This is a genomic window from Aeromonas sp. s2, assembly GCF_040907935.1.
Classification (GTDB): domain Bacteria; phylum Pseudomonadota; class Gammaproteobacteria; order Enterobacterales; family Aeromonadaceae; genus Aeromonas; species Aeromonas dhakensis.
Window position 1 is genome coordinate 35,243 of record NZ_JBFOCR010000030.1, and the last position, 22,878, is coordinate 58,120.

Annotated in this window: 27 protein-coding genes; 15 read left to right on the top strand and 12 right to left on the bottom strand. The window is 63.3% G+C overall.

Annotation, left to right across the window (positions count from 1 at the left end; translation table 11 throughout):
• Nucleotides 1–139: 139 nt before the first annotated feature.
• On the top strand, nt 140–679 hold the full coding sequence (locus AB5Y81_RS21020) for a hypothetical protein (RefSeq protein WP_241032855.1): 540 nt from the start codon (nt 140–142) through the stop codon (nt 677–679).
• A 30-nt stretch (nt 680–709) separates the two neighbouring features.
• Here the strand turns inward: AB5Y81_RS21020 and AB5Y81_RS21025 are convergent, their stop codons facing one another.
• The 4 genes from AB5Y81_RS21025 to cutA form a co-directional block, all read right to left on the bottom strand.
• On the bottom strand, nt 710–1,123 hold the full coding sequence (locus AB5Y81_RS21025) for a hypothetical protein (protein WP_005309347.1): 414 nt from the start codon (nt 1,121–1,123) through the stop codon (nt 710–712).
• Nucleotides 1,124–1,201: 78 nt separating this feature from the next.
• Complete coding sequence (locus AB5Y81_RS21030; protein WP_216973876.1) at nt 1,202–1,735, bottom strand: N-acetyltransferase; 534 nt, start codon at nt 1,733–1,735, stop codon at nt 1,202–1,204.
• A complete protein-coding gene (locus AB5Y81_RS21035; RefSeq protein ID WP_216973877.1) occupies nt 1,725–3,515 on the bottom strand; it encodes a protein-disulfide reductase DsbD in 1,791 nt (596 codons plus the stop codon). Before AB5Y81_RS21035 ends, AB5Y81_RS21030 begins: the two co-directional genes overlap by 11 nt.
• The gene (gene cutA / locus AB5Y81_RS21040) at nt 3,512–3,829 is read right to left on the bottom strand and encodes a divalent-cation tolerance protein CutA (protein ID WP_043147305.1); all 318 of its coding nucleotides are present in this window, start codon (nt 3,827–3,829) and stop codon (nt 3,512–3,514) included. Before cutA ends, AB5Y81_RS21035 begins: the two co-directional genes overlap by 4 nt.
• Before the next feature lie 193 nt (nt 3,830–4,022).
• Here cutA and AB5Y81_RS21045 point away from each other — a divergent pair, with 193 nt between their 5' ends.
• Nucleotides 4,023–4,361 (top strand): hypothetical protein, encoded by a 339-nt coding sequence (locus tag AB5Y81_RS21045; RefSeq protein ID WP_019839856.1) that lies wholly within the window; start codon nt 4,023–4,025, stop codon nt 4,359–4,361.
• A 95-nt stretch (nt 4,362–4,456) separates the two neighbouring features.
• Here AB5Y81_RS21045 and AB5Y81_RS21050 read toward each other — a convergent pair whose 3' ends face one another.
• The gene (locus tag AB5Y81_RS21050; protein WP_216973878.1) at nt 4,457–4,894 is read right to left on the bottom strand and encodes a PACE efflux transporter; all 438 of its coding nucleotides are present in this window, start codon (nt 4,892–4,894) and stop codon (nt 4,457–4,459) included.
• 124 nt (nt 4,895–5,018) lie between these two features.
• Here AB5Y81_RS21050 and AB5Y81_RS21055 point away from each other — a divergent pair, with 124 nt between their 5' ends.
• Nucleotides 5,019–5,897 carry a LysR family transcriptional regulator gene (locus tag AB5Y81_RS21055; RefSeq protein WP_279484837.1) on the top strand — a complete coding sequence of 293 codons (879 nt, stop codon included), beginning with the start codon at nt 5,019–5,021 and terminating at the stop codon, nt 5,895–5,897.
• Between the two features lie 18 nt (nt 5,898–5,915).
• Here AB5Y81_RS21055 and ygfZ read toward each other — a convergent pair whose 3' ends face one another.
• Nucleotides 5,916–6,821 (bottom strand): tRNA-modifying protein YgfZ, encoded by a 906-nt coding sequence (gene ygfZ / locus AB5Y81_RS21060; RefSeq protein WP_216973879.1) that lies wholly within the window; start codon nt 6,819–6,821, stop codon nt 5,916–5,918.
• A gap of 113 nt (nt 6,822–6,934) precedes the next feature.
• Here ygfZ and AB5Y81_RS21065 point away from each other — a divergent pair, with 113 nt between their 5' ends.
• Both AB5Y81_RS21065 and AB5Y81_RS21070 read left to right on the top strand, forming a co-directional pair.
• On the top strand, nt 6,935–7,204 hold the full coding sequence (locus AB5Y81_RS21065) for a succinate dehydrogenase assembly factor 2 (protein ID WP_005309363.1): 270 nt from the start codon (nt 6,935–6,937) through the stop codon (nt 7,202–7,204).
• Between the two features lie 19 nt (nt 7,205–7,223).
• Nucleotides 7,224–7,601, top strand: a complete 378-nt coding sequence (locus AB5Y81_RS21070; RefSeq protein WP_279484836.1) for a protein YgfX — start codon at nt 7,224–7,226, stop codon at nt 7,599–7,601.
• A gap of 423 nt (nt 7,602–8,024) precedes the next feature.
• On the opposite strand, the gene nadB is transcribed toward AB5Y81_RS21070, so the two are convergent.
• Nucleotides 8,025–9,632 (bottom strand): L-aspartate oxidase, encoded by a 1,608-nt coding sequence (gene nadB / locus AB5Y81_RS21075; protein ID WP_017786464.1) that lies wholly within the window; start codon nt 9,630–9,632, stop codon nt 8,025–8,027.
• A gap of 182 nt (nt 9,633–9,814) precedes the next feature.
• On the opposite strand from nadB, the gene rpoE reads away from it, so the two are divergent.
• From rpoE to pdxJ, 10 genes are all read left to right on the top strand, one after another.
• Nucleotides 9,815–10,396, top strand: a complete 582-nt coding sequence (rpoE, locus tag AB5Y81_RS21080) for an RNA polymerase sigma factor RpoE (RefSeq protein ID WP_005309371.1) — start codon at nt 9,815–9,817, stop codon at nt 10,394–10,396.
• Between the two features lie 22 nt (nt 10,397–10,418).
• Entirely contained in the window at nt 10,419–11,018 is a 600-nt protein-coding gene (locus AB5Y81_RS21085; protein ID WP_041203163.1) for an RseA family anti-sigma factor, read from the top strand.
• Nucleotides 11,019–11,036: 18 nt separating this feature from the next.
• Nucleotides 11,037–12,017 carry a MucB/RseB C-terminal domain-containing protein gene (locus AB5Y81_RS21090; RefSeq protein WP_010635033.1) on the top strand — a complete coding sequence of 327 codons (981 nt, stop codon included), beginning with the start codon at nt 11,037–11,039 and terminating at the stop codon, nt 12,015–12,017.
• Between the two features lie 93 nt (nt 12,018–12,110).
• The gene (locus tag AB5Y81_RS21095; RefSeq protein WP_005309378.1) at nt 12,111–12,572 is read left to right on the top strand and encodes a SoxR reducing system RseC family protein; all 462 of its coding nucleotides are present in this window, start codon (nt 12,111–12,113) and stop codon (nt 12,570–12,572) included.
• Nucleotides 12,573–12,690: 118 nt separating this feature from the next.
• Nucleotides 12,691–14,484, top strand: coding sequence for a translation elongation factor 4 (gene lepA / locus AB5Y81_RS21100; protein ID WP_005309379.1), 1,794 nt, complete (start codon nt 12,691–12,693; stop codon nt 14,482–14,484).
• A gap of 3 nt (nt 14,485–14,487) precedes the next feature.
• A complete protein-coding gene (gene lepB, locus AB5Y81_RS21105) occupies nt 14,488–15,411 on the top strand; it encodes a signal peptidase I (RefSeq protein WP_005309381.1) in 924 nt (307 codons plus the stop codon).
• Nucleotides 15,412–16,083 carry a ribonuclease III gene (rnc, locus tag AB5Y81_RS21110; protein WP_005309383.1) on the top strand — a complete coding sequence of 224 codons (672 nt, stop codon included), beginning with the start codon at nt 15,412–15,414 and terminating at the stop codon, nt 16,081–16,083. It begins immediately after the preceding gene.
• Entirely contained in the window at nt 16,080–16,979 is a 900-nt protein-coding gene (era, locus tag AB5Y81_RS21115) for a GTPase Era (RefSeq protein WP_005309385.1), read from the top strand. Before rnc ends, era begins: the two co-directional genes overlap by 4 nt.
• Entirely contained in the window at nt 16,980–17,687 is a 708-nt protein-coding gene (recO, locus tag AB5Y81_RS21120) for a DNA repair protein RecO (protein WP_010635031.1), read from the top strand.
• A gap of 162 nt (nt 17,688–17,849) precedes the next feature.
• Nucleotides 17,850–18,587, top strand: a complete 738-nt coding sequence (gene pdxJ / locus AB5Y81_RS21125; protein WP_017779321.1) for a pyridoxine 5'-phosphate synthase — start codon at nt 17,850–17,852, stop codon at nt 18,585–18,587.
• A 119-nt stretch (nt 18,588–18,706) separates the two neighbouring features.
• Here pdxJ and AB5Y81_RS21130 read toward each other — a convergent pair whose 3' ends face one another.
• The 5 genes from AB5Y81_RS21130 to agaW are packed head-to-tail and all read right to left on the bottom strand — an operon-like array spanning nt 18,707 to nt 22,877.
• Entirely contained in the window at nt 18,707–19,561 is an 855-nt protein-coding gene (locus AB5Y81_RS21130; RefSeq protein WP_279484835.1) for a tagatose bisphosphate family class II aldolase, read from the bottom strand.
• On the bottom strand, nt 19,552–20,751 hold the full coding sequence (nagA, locus tag AB5Y81_RS21135) for an N-acetylglucosamine-6-phosphate deacetylase (protein ID WP_279484834.1): 1,200 nt from the start codon (nt 20,749–20,751) through the stop codon (nt 19,552–19,554). Before nagA ends, AB5Y81_RS21130 begins: the two co-directional genes overlap by 10 nt.
• Nucleotides 20,752–21,186: a PTS galactosamine/N-acetylgalactosamine transporter subunit IIA gene (gene agaF / locus AB5Y81_RS21140; protein ID WP_010635027.1), complete on the bottom strand. Its 435-nt coding sequence runs from the start codon at nt 21,184–21,186 to the stop codon at nt 20,752–20,754. It lies immediately after the preceding gene.
• Nucleotides 21,187–21,232: 46 nt separating this feature from the next.
• On the bottom strand, nt 21,233–22,111 hold the full coding sequence (gene agaE, locus AB5Y81_RS21145; RefSeq protein WP_017785658.1) for a PTS N-acetylgalactosamine transporter subunit IID: 879 nt from the start codon (nt 22,109–22,111) through the stop codon (nt 21,233–21,235).
• A complete protein-coding gene (gene agaW / locus AB5Y81_RS21150; protein WP_011704758.1) occupies nt 22,101–22,877 on the bottom strand; it encodes a PTS N-acetylgalactosamine transporter subunit IIC in 777 nt (258 codons plus the stop codon). Before agaW ends, agaE begins: the two co-directional genes overlap by 11 nt.
• Between the last annotated feature and the right edge of the window lies 1 nt (nt 22,878).

Consider the following 22,878-nt stretch of genomic DNA (forward strand, 5'->3'; position numbering starts at 1 on the left):
GGAGTTGTCAAAAATCCATCGTGCGCCAATTTCTTGTGCTGATCAGAGGAACACACCGGATTGGCGCGGGGTTTGCCATCTGTGAACGGGGTTCGAGCCGCTGAGGATCAGCGGCGGCCCCGCTCAGGAGATAAGGACAATGACAACAAACGTAACAGCCGCGGGAAGCGTCGGCTCGCTGGCGCAACTGCTGGCAACGCGCAGCGGCGAACGGCAGGAGAGACCAGAGATGCCGCCCCCGCCGCCCCCCGGTGCGAGCAACAAGATGGAGCAGGATCTCAAGTCGGTGCTGGCCGAGCTGGGCCTGTCGGGCAAGAGCGAGGAAGAGAGCTGTGAGAGTGCCGAGAGTACCGCCGCCAGCGGTGGTTCACTCGATTCCTTCATGGCGAGCCTGATGGATGCCCTGCACGCTCAGCAGGAGGGGAGCAAGGCCATCGCCACTGGCAGCAATGACAATCCCATGAAGCTGGATCTGCAGAGCCTGCTGGGTCAGCTGGATGGGGAAGGGGAGCCTGGCAGCGAGGTGAGCGCCCTGCAGAGTCAATTCTCCAGCCTGCTGGAGAGCAGCGGCAACAGCGGTAGCGGGGTGACTCTGAAAGATCTTTTGTCGGCCTTTGCCAGCAAGATCCCGAGTGACGCGCCCGACCGGAAGGGTTATATGGTGGATACCCAGGCCTGAGTCGGCCCGGGTTGCCTGGCCGGGGCCGCGTCAGTGAGCGGGCTCGGCCAGACGCCAGCCCTGCTCGGTCTTCATCATCCACACCTCGGCCTGCTGCGGCAGCACCTGGCCCGCCTCGAACTCACCGTACTTGCGCTCCAGCTCCATCAGCCCCATCTCCTGCTGGAAGGGGCCAACCCTGTCATAGACCAGATCCTCGTCCTGCAGTACCTGCAACTGCTCCAGTCCCCGCTTGAAGTGGAGCTGGTAGCTCACCTTGACCAGATAGACCCCCTCCATGCGCTCTTCTTTATCGAGGATGGCGAAGTCGCTGATCTCGAACAGATTGGCGTCGGTGTCTGCCTGCAACTTGGCGGTGACCTGGGTCCGGATTGCCTCTTCACCTGGACCTGCGTAACAGCCATAGAGCCAGAGGGCCAGCAGGGGGATGAACCACTTTTTCATCAAAACTCCGGACGAACGAGACGGGAAAGGGCAAATTTTGCCATGCTGCCGACCATATACAAGGGATTGCCAGAAAAATCAGTCAGTAAGGGGTGAGAGGGAGGGGGTGTGCCCGGAAGGGGCAGGGTCGATGGCACACTCCAGCACGATAGCCTCGGCCCGGTAGCCGGCCAGCTCGCGGCGATAGCACTCGGTGAACCCTCGGCGCTGCCAGAAGGACAAGGCGACCTCATTGCTGGCAATGACCGACAGGCGCAGCCGGGTTGCGCCCCAAGCGCGAGCCAGCGTGCAGGCGTGAAGATAGAGTGCCTGCCCCCGGCCAGCCCCTTGCCAGAGTTCCCCTACCAGCAACAGCCCCAGATAGGCGGTGGTCGGTTCGGGATAGCCGCGCAGCAGATCGAGCACGGCGGTAAGCTCCCCCGCCTCCCAGCACCCGATCACCTGTTTGGCAGAGAAGGGCAGCGTTGGCGGACAGGCCGTGAGCGCCTCCTCTGCTGCCTGGGCGCAGAGCGGCGCGTGACTTATCGCTGCCTGATAGGCTGGAGCCAGTTCGAACAGCCGCTGCAGGGCGGGCGCATCGCTTGCCTGCAGCTGACGCAGCTCAGTTGGCATCGCCAATCCTGTCCAGCTGACCGAGGAACTCGGCGGGCCCCATAAAGCCGGTCACCCGCTGGCCGCTCACTTCATTGCCGGCGCGGTCGAAGAAGATCAGGGTCGGCAGGCCCAGCACGTTGAGGCCGTTGAGCAGTTCTACATCGGCATCGTCGTTGGCGGTGACGTCCGCCTGCAGCAGTACCATCTGGCCGAAGCGCTCGCGCACGGCGGGGTCGTTGAAGGTCTTGTGTTCGAACTCCTTGCAGGCCACGCACCAGTCGGCATAGAGATCGAGCAGCACCGGCTTGCCGCGGGCGGCGGCCAGCTGGGTCTTGAGATCGTCCAGGGTCTTGATGCGGATGAAGGCCGGGGTCTCGGCCTGGGCGGCGACGCTGGCGCCCGGGGAGGGCAGCAGCAGATCCTTGCCCACCACCACGGCACTGATCATCGCCAGCAGCAGCACGAAACCGCGCAGGCTGCGCCCCACCGAATGTTGCTGGTGCTGGTTGTGATGGTAGAGGTAGCCGCACAGCAGCAGCCCCCAGCCGAGCCAGGCCAGGGTGGCGACCTGATCGCTCCACAGCCTGGAGAGCAGCAGGATGGGCACCGCCAGCAGCGCAAACCCGAACAGCTGCTTGATTACGTCCATCCAGGCGCCCGCCTTGGGCAGCAGCTTGCCGCCCGAGGTGCCGAGCAGTAGCAGCGGCAGCCCCATGCCGAGCGATAGGGCGTAGAGGGCCGCGCCGCCGAGCCAGAGATCGCCGCTCTGGGCCACGTAGATGAGGGCGCCGGAGAGGGGGGCCGTGGTGCAGGGGGAGCAGACCAGGCCGGAGATCATCCCCATGATGCCGACCCCGAGCACGGAGCCGCCCTGCTGGCGGTTGGAGAGACCGGAGAGGCGGGTCTGCAGGCTGCTCGGCAGCTGCAGGGTATAGAGCCCGAACATGGAGAGGGCCAGCAGCACGAACATCACCGAGAGCCCGATCAGCACATAGGGGTGCTGCAGCGCGGCCTGGAATTTCAAGCCTGCCGACGCCACCACCAGCCCGAGCAGGGTGTAGGTGACCGCCATCCCCTGCACGTAGACGAAGGAGAGCAGGAAGGCGCGGCGGGTGGAGAGGCGATGGCCGGCCCCGGCGATGATCCCGGTCAGGATGGGATACATGGGGAAGACGCAGGGGGTGAAGGCGAGGCCGAGCCCCAGTGCGAAGAAGGCGGCGACGCTGAGCCAGAAACCCTGGTTGCCGAGGGCGGCCGCCAGCTGATCCTGCTGACTGCTGGCCGGGGCCGGCGTGGGCGCATCGACCTGGTCATGTGGCGGCTCGGCGACGAGGGGCTCGACGGCGATCCGCTTGTCGGTCGGGGGATAACAGAGGCCGTCGGTGCAGCCCTGATAGCTGATCTTGAGGCTGGCCTGCTGGCCCGCCTCGGTCAGGGTGACGGGGATCTGCACCTCCCGGTAATAGACCTGGGTCTTGCCGAAGAAGTCATCTTCATGATCGGTGCCGGCGGGCAGCACCGGCTCCTCGAAGGTGAGGTTCTCGCCCTGGAAGCTGAAGCGGTGGCGGTAGAGGTAGTAGTCGTCGGCGATGCGCAGGCGCAGCAGCAGCCGGTTGCCCTGCTGTTCGCTCTCGAGGACGAACGCCTCGTCCACTTTCAGAAATTTGGGCTGGGCGCTGGCCTCGATGCCGAGGGCACTCAGCAGATCCGTGCTGCTGGCCCGGGCCGGCAGTGAGCCGAGCCCGGTCAGCAGGGCGCAGAGCAACAGCAGGGGAGAGAGCAGGCGAAACGGCGTCATGAAGTTTCCTGTTTTATCCAGTCGAGATAGGGCTGGTGGCCCTGGCTTGTCGGCAGCGCCAGGATCTCCGGCACCTCATAGGGGTGATGAGCAAGGATGCACTGGCGCAGCGGCTCGAACAGGGCCGCTTGCGACTTGATGATGAGCTGGATCTCTGTGGCCCGCTCGATCCGGCCCTGCCAGCGATAGACGGAGGTGAGGCCGGGCAGCTGGTTGATGCAGGCCGCCAGCCGCCGGTCGAGCAGTTGTTCGCATATGAGGTCGGCACTGGCCTCATCCGGGCAGGTGCAAAGCACCAGAATGGCGTCAATCATGGTGAAATTTCTCGTCCGTACCGGGCGGCAAGGCGCCCGCAAACCAGTGGCTACTATACCTAGCGACGGGTCAAATAGCATCTGGCGCACTTTGCGGCTGCGACATGAAAATAAGTGGGGGGCATGAGATAGACGCTGTCAGAGCGACAAGGCAGAATGAGCGGGCTTGTTCCCATTCGACGTAAGGAAATGTATGACCCAACAGAATGAGCAGCAGAGAAACCGCATGTTGAGCCTGTTGCGCGAAGGTGAGCGCCGTATGTTGGTGCAACTGGCCGGTCTGCTGCGTACCAGTGCCGATGAAATCAATGCCGAGCTGGAAAAAGAGGAGTTGCTGGAGACCCTGGAGCAACCGGTCACGGTGGAGTATCTCAACGGCGTGGTGCAACACCATCTGTTCGAGCGCCTGCACAAGGGTGACATGGTGGCGGCCCAGCGTCTGCTGACCCAGTACCAGAGCGACCTTGAGGCCATGCTGACCCAGGAGGCCGAGGCAGAGGCCCAGACCGAAGAGCTGAAGGCACAAGCCTGAAGGCCGCGGCAGGCCCGCCGGGCTTGTCCTCCCCCAGCACCATCATGCCTCTTGCATGATGGTGCCTCGTTTTTCCCACCGTTTTTTGCCGTCGTTCAACCCAGTGCGTTCTGCTGCCACTGACCCGGGATCGGGTACACCTTGTCGTAGCTCCAGTTGTAGACGAAGGCGTAGACCAGATAGAAGGTCACGAAGCCGATGTTGAGCGCCAGCGCCGCCAGCAGGGCGAGATCCAGCCACCAGGCGATGACCGGCAGGGTGAGCGCCATGAAGCCCCCTTCAAAGCCGAACGCATGGACCACGCGCTGCCAAAAGGTCTTGTGCGGGTGACCCTGGTACTTGAGCAGCAGCTTGTCGAAGCCGATGTTGTAGACATAGTTCCAGACGGTGGCCAGTACCGAGAACAGGACGGCCAGCGGCCCCATGTGGCTGAGCTCGATGCCTGTGATCCAGCTGGCCAGGGGGGCTGCGATGAGCAGACCTATCACTTCAAAGCCGATGGCGTGGCGGATACGGTCATTGCGGGTACGCATAAATTCCTCTCTTTAAACAGCTATGTTGACTGACTGGTTGGCAATCTATCCCTATTTATTGATAGTTTCACGTTGGTATCCATCGCTAAAATAGATGGATGACCGCATTTGCAGGAGCAGGATGATGAACCCATCGCTGGAACAACTCAGGGTATTGTTGGCCGCCGCGCAGGCAGGCTCCTTCTCGGCGGCCGCACGCCAGCTGGGCAAGGCGCAGTCGGTAGTCAGCACCGCCATCGCCAATCTGGAGATAGATCTGGGGCTGGAGCTGTTCGATCGCAGCGGGCGCTATCCGGTGCTGACCGAAGCGGGCGTGCGCATCAGCCAGGAGGCCGGCATCTTGCTGGCCCAGAGCGCCCGCTTGCAGGCCATCGCCGGCGAGCTGGCCAGCGGCGTCGAGTCGCGCCTGACCCTGGCCATCGATGATGACTCCCACCTGCCCTGGCTCGGCGCCGTGCTGGAGGAGTTCGCCACCCACTACCCGACGGTTGAGCTGGAGCTGCTGTTTCCGCTGATGGAGGATCTCACCGAGATGCTGATTAGCGGCCGCGCCCAGCTTGGCATCAGCTATCAGAAGGAGCACCCGCAGCAGGAGATCGTGGCCCGCTCGCTGGGAGGCGTCGCCATGCCGCTGGTGGTCTCCCCCGAACATCCGCTGGCCCACAAGGCGCCGCTGCGGGAGAGCGATCTGCAGGGGGCTCGCCAGCTGCTGGTGACAGGGCGACGGGAGGGGACGGAGCGCCATCGCTTTCGCCTGTCGGCGCAGGTGTGGTGGGTAGAGGGGGATCTCGGGATCCTGGAGCTGGTGAAACTGGGGCTGGGGTGGGCGGCAGTGCCCGATTTTCTGCTGCACCGGCCGCTGGCTCGGGGCGAGGTGGTGGTGCTCAAGCCGGACTTCATCACCCAGCCCGAGCTGGCGCTGGAGCTGCAGTGGCATCACGCCCGCCCGCTCGGGCAGGCGGGGCGCTGGCTGAAGGAGGCCCTGCTGGCGCGGGTGCGCTAGCAGGGCGCTTGGCTTCGCTTACTCGGTCAGCTGATAGGGGAGGGGCTGCAGGGTCAGGCTTGAGCCTTCTTCCTGCTTGAGCCGGAAGCGGGCGTCGGCCTCGGTGTCTTTGGGCAGCACGGCGGTGAGCCACAGCTCGCCATCCTGCTGCCAGGCGTTGAGCACCATGCCGCTGCGGCGCCAGTTGTCACCGAGCTGGATCTCCAGGGTGTCGCCGCTGGTAACCGGGGTAGTGGCGGTGCCGCTCAGCACGAACAGGGCGCGGTTGTTGGCGCCGCGATACTTGGCGCGGGCCACCGTCTCCTGCCCCATGTAGCAACCCTTGGTGAAGCTGATGCCATCCAGCGCCTGCAGGTTGAGCATCTGGGGAATGTACTCACCCTGATGAACCGCTTCCAGATGGGGGATGCCGGCCTTGATCTCCAATCCCCACCAGAGCGACTCGGGGCCGTTGGGCAGGGCCAGTGCCAGCGGCTGTTCGCTGACCAGCAGCCAGCGATCGGCTTCGATCCGCACCGCCATGCCACCCTCGATGAGGCCGCTCTGCTGCAGGTCGTATTGCCCCGCGATCCAGCCATCGGTCCCCTGACCGGCTACGCCGACCGCCTGGCCGTGATTCTCGCTGATCTCGACCTTGGCAAAGATCGCGAACTTCTTGAGCTCGGGCAGCTGGCGGGCCAGCACCGACGGCTTGGTCAGCATCAGCAGGCGATCGCTCAGGCAGAGCAGGCGAAAATCGCTCCACAGCTTGCCCTTGGGATCGCAGTGGCCGCCCAGGGTGCTCTGGCCCGGCTGCAGGGCGTTGACGTCACAGGTAACCTGACCCTGCAGGTATTTGGCGCGATCCGGGCCGCTCAGGCTGGTGATGGCCAGGTCGGTCAGAGGGAACAGGGTTGGCTCGGCAGGAAGGGTTGGCAGGCTCACGATGGCATTCCAGAGACAGAAAGTATGTGACCTGCATGGTAAAGACGTAAGGAATGTTTGTCAGCCGGAAAATCCAGCTGGTACCATCGCCGGGTCTTTGTAAGGAGAGTTCCATGTTGAGCCCAATTGAAAAATCCCGCCTGAAGTGGGCCTGCCGCCGTGGCATGCTCGAGCTGGATGTGATCTTTATGCCCTTCTTCGAGCACGAGTTCGATGGCTTGAGCGAGGCCGATCAGCAGACCTTTATCCGTCTGCTGGAGTGCGAGGATCCGGAGCTGTTCCGCTGGAGCATGGGCCACGGCGTGCCGGAAGACCCCGCCTTCGCCGCCATGATCCCGCTGATCCTGGAACGCAATCAGGCCCGTCACGATCGCCAGCGTTGATCCATCCGTACGGGTGTCGATGCCCGTCACCGTCTCCAGGCAGCAGCGTCTGCTGCTGTTGTCGCTGTTTCTGCTGATCCTGTGGCCACTGGCCGCCCTGATCCACGGCTGGCAGTGGGCCCTGTTGCTGCCCTGCTGGGGTCTGGGGTTGTGGCGTGCCTGGCTCGACACAAACCGGATGACCGGTGTGCTGGAGTGGGACGGTCAGTGGCTCAGCTGGCAGGGCAACCGCTATCAGCTGGGGGCGGGCAGCCGCATCTGGCCCGGGGTACTCTGGCTGCAGCTGGTAGCGTTGAAGCGTCCCGCCAGCCGGCTCTGGCTGTTCAGTGATGCGCTGGCACCGGCCCACTACCGCACGCTGGCTCGCGCCATTCACTTCTCCCAGCCGACCCGCTAGCCGCTCTTCCCCATAAAACAGATGACCCCGCCGGAGCGAGGTCATCTGGATATTGCTTCTTATTGCTTGTAGCAGAGGCTAGTCCCGCTCCGGCGTCAGCACGGTCGGCCTGGAGTCCGGCTGCATGTCCGGATACTCCGGGTTGCAGCAGTGCAGGCCGTGGGACCTTCAGGCTCATTGCTGAGCGCAAAGATCAATCCCGCTCCGGCGTCAGCACGGTCGGCTTGGAGTCCGGCTGCATGTCCGGATAGTCCGGGTTGCAGCAGTGCAGGCCGCGGGACCTTCAGGCTCATTGCTGAGCGAAAAGATCAATCCCGCTCCGGTGTCAGCACGGTCGGCTTGGAGTCAGGTTGCATGTCCGGGTAGTCCGGGTTGCAGCAGTGCAGGCCGCGGGACCTTCAGGCTCATTACTGAGCAAGAAGATCAATCCCGCTCTGGTGTCAGCACGGTCGGCTTGGAGTCCGGCTGCATGTCCGGGTAGTCCAGGTTGTAGTGCAGGCCGCGCGACTCCTTGCGCTGCAGGGCGCAGTTGACGATGAGCTCGGCCACCTGCAGCAGGTTGCGCAGCTCCAGCAGGTTGTTGGAGACCCGGAAGTTGGCGTAGTACTCCTGCACCTCCTGCTTGAGCAGGTCGATGCGGCGCTTGGCGCGGGCCAGACGTTTGTTGGTACGCACTATCCCCACGTAGTCCCACATCATCAGCCGCAGCTCGTGCCAGTTGTGCTGGATCACCACCAGCTCATCCGAATCTTCCACCTTGCTCTCGTCCCACACCGGCAGACGGGGCGGCTCCACGCTCATCGGCAGCTTGGCCAGGATGTCGGCCCCCGCCTGATGGGCATAGACCACGCATTCGAGCAGGGAGTTGGAGGCCATCCGGTTGGCGCCGTGCAGCCCGGTGTAGGTCACCTCGCCGATGGCGTAGAGGCCAGGAATGTCGGTCTGGCCGTTGTTGTCGATCATCACGCCACCGCAGGTGTAGTGGGCGGCAGGGACGATGGGCATCGCCTCCTTGGTGATGTCGATGCCGACCGCGAGGCAGCGCTCATGGATGGTCGGGAAGTGCTTGATGATGAAATCGGCCGGCTTGTGGCTGATGTCCAGATACATGCAGTCGGCGCCGAGCCGCTTCATCTCGTGGTCGATAGCGCGGGCGACTATGTCTCGCGGTGCCAGCTCGGCCCGCTCGTCGAAGTCGGGCATGAAGCGGCTGCCGTCGGGGCGGCGCAGATAGGCCCCCTCGCCGCGCAGGGCTTCGGTCAGCAGGAAGTTGGGGTCATCGGGGTGGAACAGGCTGGTGGGGTGGAACTGGTTGAACTCCAGGTTCGCCACCCGGCAGCCGGCGCGCCACGCCATGGCGATGCCGTCACCGGAGCTGACGTCCGGGTTGGAGGTGTACTGGTACACCTTGGAGGCGCCACCGGTGGCCAGCGCCACGAAACGGGCGCGGATCACCTCGACCTGCTCGGCGTTGCGGTTCCAGACATAGGCGCCCAGTACCCGGTTGCCCGGCAGACCCAGCTTGCGGGTGGTGATGAGATCGACCGCGTTGAAGCGCTCCATCAGCTGGATGTTGGGGTGAGCCCGCACCTGGTCGATCAGGGTGAGCTGCACCGCCTTGCCGGTGGCATCGGCCGCGTGGAAGATGCGGCGATGGCTGTGGCCCCCTTCGCGGGTCAGGTGATAGTGGGACTCCCCTTCGGCGTCCTCCTCCTGATCGAAGGGGACTCCCTGCTGGATCAGCCACTGGATGGAGTCGCGGGCGTTGCGGGCGGTGAACTCCACCACGGCCGGGTCACACAACCCGGCCCCGGCGTTGAGCGTGTCGCTCACGTGGGATTCGATGCTGTCGGTCTCGTCGAACACGGCAGCGATGCCTCCTTGCGCATAGAAAGTGGCCCCTTCACTGATGGGCCCCTTGCTCAGAACCAGGACTTTGGCCTGGTCTGCCAATCGCAACGCGAGAGACAAACCGGCGGCACCGCTGCCAATGATCAGTACGTCGCAAAGGTATTCAACACTTGCTTTCATAAGTATCATTGGCCTGGATTAAGAACTGGCACCATGGTAGCCCAAGCGAGGGTGGTGATGCAGCCTGCGTCACATTTTTTTCAATGCAAGCGAACTTTCCCTGATTCCTCCTGTCTGAACTTGTGCGCTTAGGAAGGGCCGGAAAAGAAAAACGATAACCTGATGGGGGTTTTACGGCTCTGATGAGCGACCAGAATCTACTGGACGAACAGCTGGTTGAACGGGTCCAGCGTGGCGATAAAAATGCATTCAACCTGTTGGTAAAAAAATACCAGCACAAGGTGGTCAACCTGGTGGCCAGGTATGTCAACAATCCGGGCGATGTACCGGATGTGGCGCAGGAGGCTTTCATCAAGGCTTACCGCGCGCTGCCGACATTCCGTGGCGAGAGCGCCTTTTACACCTGGTTGTACCGGATTGCCGTGAACACGGCCAAGAATTATCTGACCTCTCAGGGGCGCAGGCCGCCCAGCAGTGACGTAGAGGCAGAAGAGGCAGAATACTATGGCGGTGGCGAAGCCTTGCAAGAGGTGGCCACCCCGGAAAACCTGACGCTGACCGACGAGATCAAGCGCACCGTGTTTTCTGCCATAGAAGCTTTGCCGGAAGACTTGAGGACAGCTATCACCCTTCGAGAACTGGAAGGGCTGAGCTACGAAGAGATTGCCGAAATCATGGATTGTCCGGTGGGTACGGTGAGATCCCGCATCTTCCGGGCGAGGGAAGCAATCGATAAAAAGCTGCAACCTCTGATCGAGAATTAACTGGGGAAAGACAGGTTAACTTATGGCAAATAAAGAGCAACTCTCGGCCCTGATGGACGGTGACTTGAGCGATGTTGAGGTTCTGAACGAGCTGGGAACGGATCCGGCTCTGCAAGAGACCTGGTCTCGTTACCACCTGATTGGTGATGCCATGCGGGGGGACCTGCCGGTCAATCTGCAACTGGATCTGAGCGACAGCATCATGGCTGCGCTGGAAGATGAGCCTACCATACTGGCGCCCAAGCCGGTGGAGAGCAAACCTGCCGCACCGCAGCCGGGTACCGCCAAGACCGCCACCATAGTGCCGTTCCTGCGCCGCGCCGGCCAGCAGGTAGGGCAATACGCCATCGCCGCCTCGGTCGCTGCCGCCGTCATCTTCGGGGTGCAGCAGTATCAGGGGCAGGACGGTGTGCCGACCAACCCGGTACTCAACACTATCCCCGTTGGTGGCAGTGCCTCGCCGGTGAGCGTGCACTATCCGCAGGACGGCAATCGTGCGACCCAGCGTCAGCAGGGGTTGAGCGAACAGCAGATGCAGGAGCAGCGCGAGCGCATCAACGCTTTCCTGCGCGACCACCAGTTGCAACAGCGTCTGCTGCAAGACAAGCAGATTCAGGAATAACGGATTAGGGATCAGAACGTGCGCCAGTCCAGCCGTATTTTGCTGGCCTCTCTCCTGTTGATCAGCGCCAAGGCCTCGGCCGACGACAAGTCGGCCGAGGCCTTGTTGCAGCAGATGCAGAGTGCCGTCTCGCAACAGAATTTCGAATTGTCCATGGTCAAGGCCCGGCAGGGGCGACTCGAGCCTATCCGCTTCAGCCACGGCGTGATCGATGGCAAGGAGGTGGCTCACCTCAGCTACCTCGATGGCAAGACCATCGAGTACCTGCAGCGCCAGGACGAGTACACCTTTTTTGAAAATACCCATGAACCCTACACCCTCAAGGGGGCACGTTTCCCCGGCGTGTGGGCCACCTTGGTGAGAATGCCGTTGCCGCGGGTGCTGGAGAGTTATGATCCTGTGCTGGCCGGCCGCAGCCGGGCGGCTGGGTTGGTGGCTCAGGTGGTGCGGCTGGTGCCCAAGGAGGCCGACAAGTACGGTTTCGTGCTCTGGATTGACGAGCAGAGCAGCTTGTTGCTGCGGGTGGACATGGTGGATCGGGAAGGCAACCTGGTCGAACAGGTGTTGGGGGTGGATCTGGACCGGCTCCCTGCGCCGGCCCCCTGGCTGGTGAAGCTGGCCAGCAGCAAGCTGCCCCAGGCACTGGCGCTGGAAGATGCCTATCCGGCGCCGCAGCAGCAGCTGAACTGGCACCTCACCTGGCTGCCTGAAGGCTTCAAGGTGCTCTCCCGGGATCGTCACCAGCTGGTGACTACCAGTCTGCCGGTGGATTACATGATGCTCTCCGACGGGCTGGTGGATCTCTCGGTCTACGTGGCCCGGGTCGATCCCAAGCAGGCGGTGCGCCAGCAACTGATCCGTCAGGGCGCCACCTCGCTGGTGAGCTTCGTCAATGACGTGGGGGTCGAGATCACTGTGGTCGGGGAAGTGCCAGCCGACACCGCCAAGCGGATTGCCGAATCGGTGCAGCCGCTGGCCCGCAACGAGGCCGTACAGTAAGCCGTCAGACGCGGCTGCTTGCCCAAGGCCGGCAGTCGTGTTCAGATTGGGTCAATCTATCTTTCGTTATTGTGGAACCGTCTTGTGAGTGGAATGAGCGAAGAGCTGGCGACCGTGGTGGCCATTGATGGAGAACATGCCTGGGTGGAGTGCGAACGACGCTCCGCCTGCAGCGGTTGTCATCAACAGTCCAACTGCGGCACCGGCACGGTGGCCAAGGCGTTTCCATTGAAAGCGCAGCGACTGCGGGTGGCGCTCACCGCCGAGGTGAGCGTCGGCCAGCAGGTGAGGCTCGGCATTCCCCAGGCGAGCATCCTGCAGGGGGCCGCACTGGTCTATGTGCTGCCACTGTTCTGTCTGCTGGCGGGTGCCCTGCTGGGGCAACTCTGGCTGGCACCCCTGCTCTCTGCGGGGGAGGGGGTCACCATCCTCTGCTGCCTGCTGGGGGGCCTCGTCGGTTTTTCACTGGTTCGTTACTTTTCCAACCGGCTCGATCAGGGGGCCTATGGTCCCCGCATGCTGGGTGTGGTCCTGCCCACCCGCCACCTCTCCTGACCGTGCAGGCCGCTATTTCTGGTGCTTCGTCGACTAAAGATTGGCCGTCGACCGGGTTATCCAGTAAAATCCTGCCTCCATATCCGGCCCTAACCTAATTTTGAGTGATTCTTGCTCGATGAAACACATTCGTAACTTTTCGATTATTGCGCACATCGACCACGGTAAATCGACCCTGTCGGACCGTCTGATCCAGACTTGTGGCGGCCTGTCCGACCGCGAGATGCAGGCTCAGGTGCTTGACTCCATGGAACTGGAGCGCGAGCGCGGCATTACCATCAAAGCACAGAGTGTGACCCTGAACTACCAGGCACAAGACGGTAACACCTACCAGCTGAACTTTATCGACACCCCGGGCCACGTGGACTTCTCCTACGAGGTCTCCCGCTCGTTGGCGGCCTGTGAAGGGGCTCTGCTGGTGGTGGATGCCGGCCAGGGGGTTGAGGCACAGACTCTGGCCAACTGCTATACCGCCATGGAAATGGACCTGGAAGTGGTGCCGGTGCTGAACAAGATCGACCTGCCGGCCGCCGAGCCAGAGCGGGTTGCCGAAGAGATCGAGGACATCGTCGGCATCGACGCGGTCGACGCGGTGCGCTGCTCCGCCAAGACCGGCCTCGGTGTCGATCTGGTGCTGGAAGAGATCGTGGCCAAGATCCCGTCTCCGGAAGGGGATCCGGATGCCCCGCTGCAGGCGCTGATCATCGACTCCTGGTTCGATTCCTATCTGGGCGTCGTCTCTCTGGTGCGGATCAAGAACGGTTCGCTCAAGAAGAACGACAAGATCAAGGTGATGAGCACCGGCCAGACCTGGGGCGTCGATCGCATCGGGATCTTCACGCCCAAGCAGGTGGATACCGACGGTCTGGGCTGCGGCGAGGTAGGTTGGGTCGTCTGCGGCATCAAGGACATCCACGGCGCACCGGTGGGCGATACCCTGACCCTGGCCAAACACGGTGCCGAGAAGGCGCTGGCCGGCTTCAAGAAGGTGAAGCCGCAGGTCTATGCTGGTCTGTTCCCCATCTCCAGCGATGACTACGAGTCCTTCCGCGATGCACTGGAGAAGCTGTCGCTCAACGACGCCTCCCTGTTCTACGAGCCGGAGAGTTCCACCGCACTGGGCTTTGGCTTCCGTTGCGGCTTCCTCGGCATGCTGCACATGGAGATCATCCAGGAGCGGCTGGAGCGTGAGTACGATCTGGATCTGATCACCACGGCGCCGACCGTGGTCTACCAGATCGAGCAGACCGACGGTACCACCATCCACATCGACAGCCCGGCCCAGATGCCCGCCATCACCAGCATCAAGGAGATGCGTGAGCCCATCGCCGAGTGTCACATCCTGCTGCCGCAGGAGTACATGGGTAACGTGATCACCCTCTGTATCGAGAAGCGTGGCGTGCAGACCAACATGGTCTACCACGGCAAGCAGGTGGCACTGACCTACGAGATCCCGATGGCGGAAGTGGTGCTCGATTTCTTCGACCGCCTCAAATCCACCAGCCGCGGTTACGCCTCGCTGGATTACGGCTTCAAGCGTTTCGAAACCTCCGACATGGTCCGTCTGGACATCATGATCAACGGCGAGCGGGTCGACGCCCTGGCCATCATCACCCACAAGGAGAACGCCCAGTACCGCGGTCGCCAGGTGGTGGAGAAGATGCGCGAGCTGATCCCGCGCCAGATGTTCGATATCGCCATCCAGGCTGCCATCGGCAACCAGATCATCGCTCGCAGCACCGTCAAGGCCCTGCGCAAGGACGTGACCGCCAAGTGTTACGGTGGTGACGTGAGTCGTAAGAAGAAGCTGCTGAACAAGCAGAAAGAAGGCAAGAAACGGATGAAGTCTCTGGGCCGTGTCGACGTGCCGCAGGAAGCCTTCCTCGCAATTCTCCACGTCGGAAAGGATTAATAGATGGCAAGCACGTTTTCCCTGATCCTGGTGGTGGTCTGCGCGATCACCGGTGTTATCTGGTGTCTGGACAAGATGATCTGGTCCAAGCAGCGGGCCGCCAAGATTGCCGTGGCCCGTGCCCACGGCGGCGCCCATCTGGACGAGAAAACCCTGGCCAAGGTGGCCCCCGTGCCGGTCTGGATCGAACAGACCGCCGGGGTCTTCCCGGTCATCACCCTCGTACTGATCCTGCGCTCCTTCATCTTCGAACCGTTCCAGATCCCGTCTGGTTCCATGATGCCCACCCTGCTGGTGGGCGATTTCATCCTGGTGGAGAAGTTTGCCTACGGCCTCAAGGATCCGGTGACCAACACCAAGTTCCTCGAGACCGGTGAACCCAAGCGCGGCGACGTGGTGGTGTTCAAGTATCCGCTGGATACCCGGGTGGACTACATCAAGCGCGTGGTCGGCATGCCGGGGGACCGGGTCATCTATCGCAACAAGGAGCTGATGATCCGGCCCAAGTGCGAGGAGCAGGAAGGGAAAACGTGCCCGGGCTTCCAGAAGCTCGACGTCAAGTTTGAACAAAGGGGTGAATTTACCCAGATGGGGATCCCGCTTGACCGCTATACCGAGCAGCTGGGCGAGGTGTCTCACGAGACCCTGCGCAACCCGCTGATGCCCGATATGGTCGGCCGTTACTACCGCCAGCCCGGCACCTACCCCGACGAGTGGGTCGTACCGGAAGGTCAGTACTTCGTCATGGGGGACAACCGTGACAACAGTACCGACAGCCGTTTCTGGGGCTTCGTGCCCGAGCAGAACCTGGTGGGCAAGGCGGTCGCTATCTGGATAAGTTTTGAATTCGAGCGCGAAGAAGGCTCCCTGCTGCCGAGCTGGGTACCGACAGGGGTGCGCTTCAACCGCATTGGCGGAATCAAGTAAATGAATATCAAGATGAACAGACTGCAGTCCCGTCTCGGGCATGTCTTTCAGGATCAAGAACTGCTGACCCGGGCGCTGACTCACCGCAGCGCCGGCTCCCGTCACAACGAGCGACTGGAATTTCTGGGTGACTCCATTTTGAGTCTGGTGATTGCCGACGATCTGTTCCACCGCTTCCCGCAGGCGGCGGAAGGGGATCTCAGCCGGATGCGCGCCACCCTGGTGCGCGAGAAGACCCTGGCCGAACTGGGCCGGGAGTTCGACCTCGGGGATCACCTGATCCTGGGGCCGGGCGAGCTGAAGAGCGGTGGTTTTCGCCGTGAATCCATTCTGGCCGACACGGTCGAGGCGGTGATCGGCGCCGTCTATCTGGATACCAATCTTGAGACGGTACGGACCCTGCTGCTGGGCTGGTATGCCAGTCGCCTGGACGAGATCAAGCCGGGCATAGAGCAGAAGGATCCCAAGACCCGTCTGCAAGAAATTCTGCAGGGAAGCCGCAAATCCCTGCCGACCTATACCGTGACCAACGTCAAGGGCGAAGCCCACAACCAGGAGTTCACCGTCCAGTGTGAGGTGGAAGGCCTGGATGGTCCGCTGGTCGGGGTCGGCACCAGCCGCCGCAAGGCCGAACAGGCCGCGGCGCAGCAAGCATTGGAAAAACTGTCATGACAGATAGCACTTATTGCGGCTTTGTCGCCATCGTGGGCCGCCCCAACGTGGGCAAGTCCACCCTGCTCAACAAGCTGCTTGGCCAGAAGGTCAGCATCACCTCGAAGAAGCCTCAGACCACCCGTCACCGGATCCTGGGGATCGACACCGAGGAGAACTATCAGACCATCTACGTGGATACCCCGGGTCTGCACATTGAAGAGAAACGGGCCATCAACCGCCTGATGAACCGCGCCGCCACCAGTTCGCTGGGGGACGTGGCCATGGTGGTGTTCGTGGTCGACGGCACCCACTGGACCAAGGACGACGAGATGGTGCTGGGCAAACTGCGCAACCTCAAGTGTCCCGTGGTGCTGGCGGTCAACAAGATCGACAACGTCAAAGAGAAAGAGGATCTGCTGCCCCACCTGGAGTGGCTGGGCCAGCAGATGAACTTCTCTCACATCCTGCCCATCAGCGCCGAGAAGGGCACCAACGTGGAGAAAATCCGCGAGTGGGCCAAGGATCTGCTGCCGGAAAACGTCCACTTCTTCCCGGAAGATTACGTGACCGACCGCTCCTCCCGCTTCATGGCCTCCGAAATCATCCGCGAGAAGCTGATGCGCTTCACCGGTGAGGAGCTGCCCTACTCGGTAACGGTGGAGATCGAGCGCTTCAAGGTGGAAGAGAACGGTCTCTACCACATCCACGGCCTGATCCTGGTGGAGCGCGAAGGCCAGAAGAAGATGGTCATCGGCAACAAGGGCGAGAAGATCAAGACCATCGGCACCGAGGCCCGCATCGACATGGAACGGCTGTTCCAAAACAAGGTGCACCTCGAGCTGTGGGTCAAGGTCAAGTCCGGCTGGGCTGACGACGAGCGCGCCCTGCGCAGTCTCGGCTATGGCGACGACTGATTGCTGACCCCGGCTTTCGTCATCCACAGTCGGCCCTATCGGGAGACCAGCCAGCTGGTCGAGGTTTTCACCCAGGATAGTGGCCGTTTTACCCTGGTGGCTCGCGGTTCTCGCGGGCCACGCTCGCCTCTGAAGGGGCTGTTGCAACCCTTTACCCTGCTCACCATCGCCTGGCGTGGCAAGGGGGATCTCAAGAATCTCACCCAGGTCGAGTGCCCGGATCACTCCCTGCGCCTCGGTGGCGATCGCCTCTTCTACGGCCTCTATCTCAACGAGCTGGTCTACTACCTGCTGGAAGCGCACACCCCCTTCCCCGAGGTGTTCGATGCCTATGCCCGCGCCATCATGGCGCTGGCCGACGGCGAGACGCCGGAGCTGCCGCTGCGCCGCTTCGAGTTCCTGCTGTTGCAGGCGCTGGGTTATGCGGTGGACTTCGAGTACACGGCGGATGACGAGTCGCCGATTGAGCCAACCCTGCTCTACGGCTTCGAGCGAGAGTTGGGCTTTGTCGCTTGCGAGCGGGCGCCGGATCCCCGTACCCTGTTTCTCGGCGCGCACCTGCTGGCCTTTGCCGAGGGGCGCTTCGATACTCCCCCCCTGTTGCAGGCGGCCAAGCGTTTCAGCCGGCTGGCGCTGCAACCCTATCTGGGACGGCGTCAGTTGAAGAGCCGGGAGCTGTTTTTAAAACGCCGTAATAGCTTGGGTTAACCGCCCTGCGGCGTTACCCAACACGGCAAGAATGTTACCTAGGTCCGATTACGCTGCGCTAATCGAACCTACGAGCTGCCACACACGTGACATATGGATATCGGTGCTGGCGCCTAGGCGGCAGCTGCACAGTTAACAGTGAAGAGCTTCAAGGAGTCGTCAATGAGCGAAATCTATCTGGGTGTGAACATCGATCACATCGCCACTCTGCGCAATGCCCGGGGCACCCAGTATCCGGATCCGGTACAGGCCGCCTTCGTGGCCGAGCAGGCCGGTGCCGATGGCATCACGGTGCACCTGCGGGAAGATCGCCGCCACATCACCGACCGTGACGTGGAGATCCTGCGCCAGACCATCCAGACCAGAATGAACCTGGAGATGGCGGTGACCGAGGAGATGGTCGGCATCGCCTGCCGTATCAAGCCTCACTTCGTCTGCCTGGTACCGGAGAAGCGCACCGAGGTGACCACGGAGGGGGGGCTGGACGTGGCCGGCCAGCTGGACAAGGTGACCGATGCGGTGACCCGTCTGGCCGCCGTCGGCGCCCAGGTGTCGCTCTTCATCGATGCCGACCCCATCCAGATCGATGCGGCCGCCGCGAGCGGTGCTCCCTTCATCGAGATCCACACCGGTCGCTACGCCGATGCCACCACGGATGCCGAGCGCAACGCCGAGTTCAAGCGCATCGCCGCCGGTGCCTCCTATGCCGCCGGCAAGGGCTTGAAGGTCAATGCCGGCCACGGCCTGCACTACCACAACGTCAAGGCCATCGCCGCCATCCCCGAGCTCTATGAGCTCAACATCGGCCACGCCATCATCGGCCGCGCCGCCTTCGACGGCCTGGCCAAGGCGGTCAGCGACATGCGCCTGCTGATGCAGGAAGCCCGTCAGGGGATCTGATCTGTTGGCAGGGGCTGGGCCCCGCGACACGAAGAAAAAGGGACGCCACGGCGTCCCTTTTTGTTGCGGCATGATGGAAAGGTCGGTGGCGGTCAGACTTGCACTGCCTTCTGCGATGTTCAGAGCTTGCCGTCGCTCATGCACATGCGGATCTTGGCGGCGACCACCTCCTCCATGGCGGCCATGGCGGGCACCAGATACTGGCGCGGGTCGCTGGCGTCGGGGTGAGAGGCCAGGAACGCCTTCATGGCGTCGGAGAAGGCGATCTTGAGCTCGGTGGCCACGTTGACCTTGCACACCCCGAGCTCGATGCAGCGGCGCACGTCACGGTCGGGAATGCCGGAGGCACCGTGCAGCACCAGCGGCACCGCTACCCTGGCCCGGATGGCGGCGAGGCGCTCGAAGTCGAGGCGCGGCTCCTCCTTGTAAAGGCCGTGGGCCGTGCCGATGGCGACGGCCAGGGAGTCGATGCCGGTGCGCGCCACGAACTCGGCCGCCTTGTCCGGGTCGGTCAGATGGGCGTTGGCGGCGTCCACGATGAGGTCATCCTCCTGGCCGCCGAGCTGGCCCAGTTCCGCCTCCACGCTCGCCCCCATGCGGTGACAGAAGGTGACGACCCGCTGCACCCTGGCGACGTTCTCCTCGAACGAGAGGTGAGAGGCGTCGATCATGGCGGAGTGGATGCCGGCCTCGACCTTGTAGTGGATATCCTGCTCATCCTCGTGGTGGTCCAGATGCAGTACCAGCGGGATGCGGTACTGATGGGCGGCCGAGGCGCAGATGGAGACCAGGTACTCGACCCCGGCGTGGCGGTAGGTACCCGGCGTGGCGGCCAGGATCACCGGGGAGTTCAGTTTGGCGGCAGTGCGGGCCACCACCTCGACGGTCTCCAGGTTGTGGATGTTGAAGGCGGGCACCGCATAGCCGCGGCGCTGGGCATCTTTAAGCATTTCGTGGGACGAGATCAGATACATGAGGACTCCTTGGCACCCTGGCGGGCACCAGCTTCAGGGAAAGAGAGCGGGGCAGGGGCGGGGAGGATCTCCCGGCCGGCCACCCAGATGTGTTGTTGATTGAGCTCCGCGGTCAGGGCGAGCAGGTTGGCCTGCTTGCCGACGGCCAGCGAGCCGAGGCGATGTTCCATCCCCAGCATCCGGGCCGGTGCCAGCGAAGCCATACGGATGGCCTCCTCCAGCGGCACGCCGGCCAGCTGCACCATGTTGCGCACGGCGCCGAGCAGGGTGAGGGTGCTGCCAGCCAGGCCGCCGGTGTCGGTGCGCACCACCCCGTCCTTCATCTCCACCCGGTAGTCGCCGAGCAGGTAGTGACCGTCCGGCATGCCGGCGGCGCGCATGGCATCCGTGATGAGCAGCAGGCGATCCCTGGCGCAGCAGTGACAGAGTCTGAGCACGCTCGGATGGACGTGGTGGCCGTCGGCGATGAGTTCCAGCCAGGCATCAGGATGCACCAGGCCTGCGCCGACCATGCCGGGTTCTCTGTGGTGCAGGCCGCGCATGCCGTTGAAGCAGTGCACCAGCCCGGAGGCCCCCGCCGCCAGCGCCGCCATGGTGGTGTCGTGGTCGGCGGCGGAGTGACCCAGCATCACCCGGATGCCGGCCTGCTTGAGATGACGGATGGCGGCCAGCGCCCCGCCCTTCTCGGGGGCGAGGGCGACCACCTTCAGGGTGCCTCGCGCCACCTGTTGCAGCTGGTCGAGCTCCGCCAGATCCAGCTCCCGGAACAGGGCCGGGTCATGGGCGCCCTTGTTGTCCGGGGTGAAGTAGGGGCCCTCCAGATAGCTGCCGAGCAGTTGCGCGCCCGGCTGGGGGCTCGCCATGGCATCGGCGATGCGACCGAGGGCGCTAAGGATGGCGGGCAGCGGGGCGGTGACCGTGGTGGCGAGGAAGGCACCCACCCCTTCTGCTGCCTTGGCAAGGGAGAGGCGGGCCAGGGCGTCGGCCGCCTCATCCATCACGTCGACGCCAGCCCCGCCGTGGACATGGCCATCGATGAGGGCGGGCACCAGCAGCTCGACTTCCCGCACCGGGTCGTCGGCCGGGATGGGGTCGATGGCGGTGATGACGCCCCCTTCATGGGTCAGTACCTGGTGTGTCAGCCAGCCCTGCTCGGTCAGCAGACGGCGGGCGCGGATCCGTTCTGCCATCTAGATCCCCTCCTCCGCCAGCGTCTCGGCCCGCTCGCGTGCCAGCTCGTCCACCAGGCTGGTGAGGCCGCGATGACCGCAGCACAGCGCCTGTTCACGAAACTGGGACGGGGTCAGCTCGCCGCGCTCCATCACCATCTCCAGCAGCAGCTGCAGATTGGTGCCGGTGACCACCTCCCGCCCGGGCTGGCGCAGAGCCAGGGTGGAGGCGACCCGAAACGGGGTTCCCCCCAGCAGGTCGGTCAGAAAGACCACCCCATCCCCTCGCTCAACCTGGGTCAGGGCGGTTTCGCACTGATCCTGCAGCAGGGCCGTGGTGGAGGACTCGGGAAAGTCGATGGCGACCACCGCCTCCTGCTCGCCGAGGATCTGCAACATGGCCTGTTCCATGCCGCTGGCGAAGCCGCCGTGTCCGCAAATGATGATGCCCAACATAATCTGTTCCTTTACAGCAAAGGGCCGGCCTCGTGCCGGCACCGGATTAGAGGAAGCCTGCAAACTTGCCGACGATGCCGAGCACGACCGTGATGACGATGAGGCGCAGCGGGCTCCAGCCGCGGCGGATCAGCCCATACATGGCCAGGGTGTAGAGCAGCGGCAGGAAGGCGGGCATCAGCTTGTCGAGCACGTCCGCCTGCAGCTTCACCACCGCATCGCCGGCGGTGATCTCCAGGGTGGTGCCGAGCCGCACATAGGTGGCGACCAGGGCGCCGATCACCGTCATGCCGACGATGGAGGCGGCATGGCCCACCTTGCGGGTGTTGGCCTTGATGAGCGGAATGGCGGCCACCCCCATGCGATAGGCGTAGTGCGCCAGCCCGAAGCGCAGGCCGAAGTGCACCAGGTTGAACAGCAGGAAGAAGACCACAGCCCCCATGATGGAACCCTGCAGGGCCAGGTCGGCGCCGATGCCGCCGCAGATGGGCAGCAGGGTGAGCCAGAACATGGCATCGCCGATCCCGCCGAGCGGGGCTCCAACCGCGATCTTGGTGCTCTGGATGCTGTTGACGTTCTGCTTGGAGCGCTCCATCGCCAGCACTATCCCCATCACGAAGGTGACCAGAAAGGGGTGGGTGTTGAAAAAGCCCATGTGGCCCTTCATCGCCCGGGAGAGATCCTTGGGGTTGCTGTGGATCTTCTGCAGTGCCGGCAGCAGGCCGTAGAGCCAGCCGGAGGCCTGCATCCGCTCGTAGTTGAAGGAGGCCTGCAGCAGCAGAGAGCGCCAGGCGAAGCGGTTGATGTCCTGGCGGGTCAGCTCGGCCCCGAGGTGCTGATCTTCGTAGACGTCGTCGGAGACGGTGCGGGTCGGTTGCGGCTCGGCCGCCTGGGTCAGCCGGGTGGCGGTGTTGTTAGATGCCATCTTCAGTTTCCTCCTGGATGGGGCGGGCTTGTGGCGCCGGGTCCTTGCGCATGAAATCGATCAGAGCCATGGCCAGGGCGGCCGCGGCGATGGCCAGCACCGGCAGCTTGAGCCAGGCGGCGGCAACGAAACCGAGGATGAAGTAGGGGATGTAGACGTTCTTCATCATGATCTTGAGCAGCACGGCGAAGCCGATGGCGGGCATGATGCCGCCGGCGACGCCGAGGCCGTCGATGAGACGGGCGGGCAGCACGTCGATGGCGGTCTTGGCGTGTTCGGCCCCGAAGTAGGTGGGCAGGAAGGCGCACAGGAAGTAGAAGGAGCCGAGCGCCAGCAGCGCCAGGTAGTTGACCCGCTCGATGCCGCGCACATCCCCCTGTTCCGCCATCCGGTCACAGCGGGACATGACCCCCGACATCACCGAGAAGAGGAAGGTGATCCCCATCTGGACCGCCACCGCGAACGGCACCGCGACCCCGACCGCCACATCCGGCTTGACCCCGGTGGTGATGGCGAAGGTGGCGCCGACTATGGTGCCGATGATGACGTTGGGCGGCTGCGCCCCCGCCAGCGGGGCCAGCCCCATCCAGACCAGCTCCAGGGTGCCACCCACCAGAATGCCGGTGGGCAGGTCGCCGAGGATCAGGCCCACCAGCGGGCCCAGTACCACGGGCCGGTGGAAGTGGGTCAGGCCGTTGAACAGGTCAAGCCCGGCGAAGAACGCCAGCATGCCCAGCAAAAGCCCTTGCAACAAACTGATTTCCATC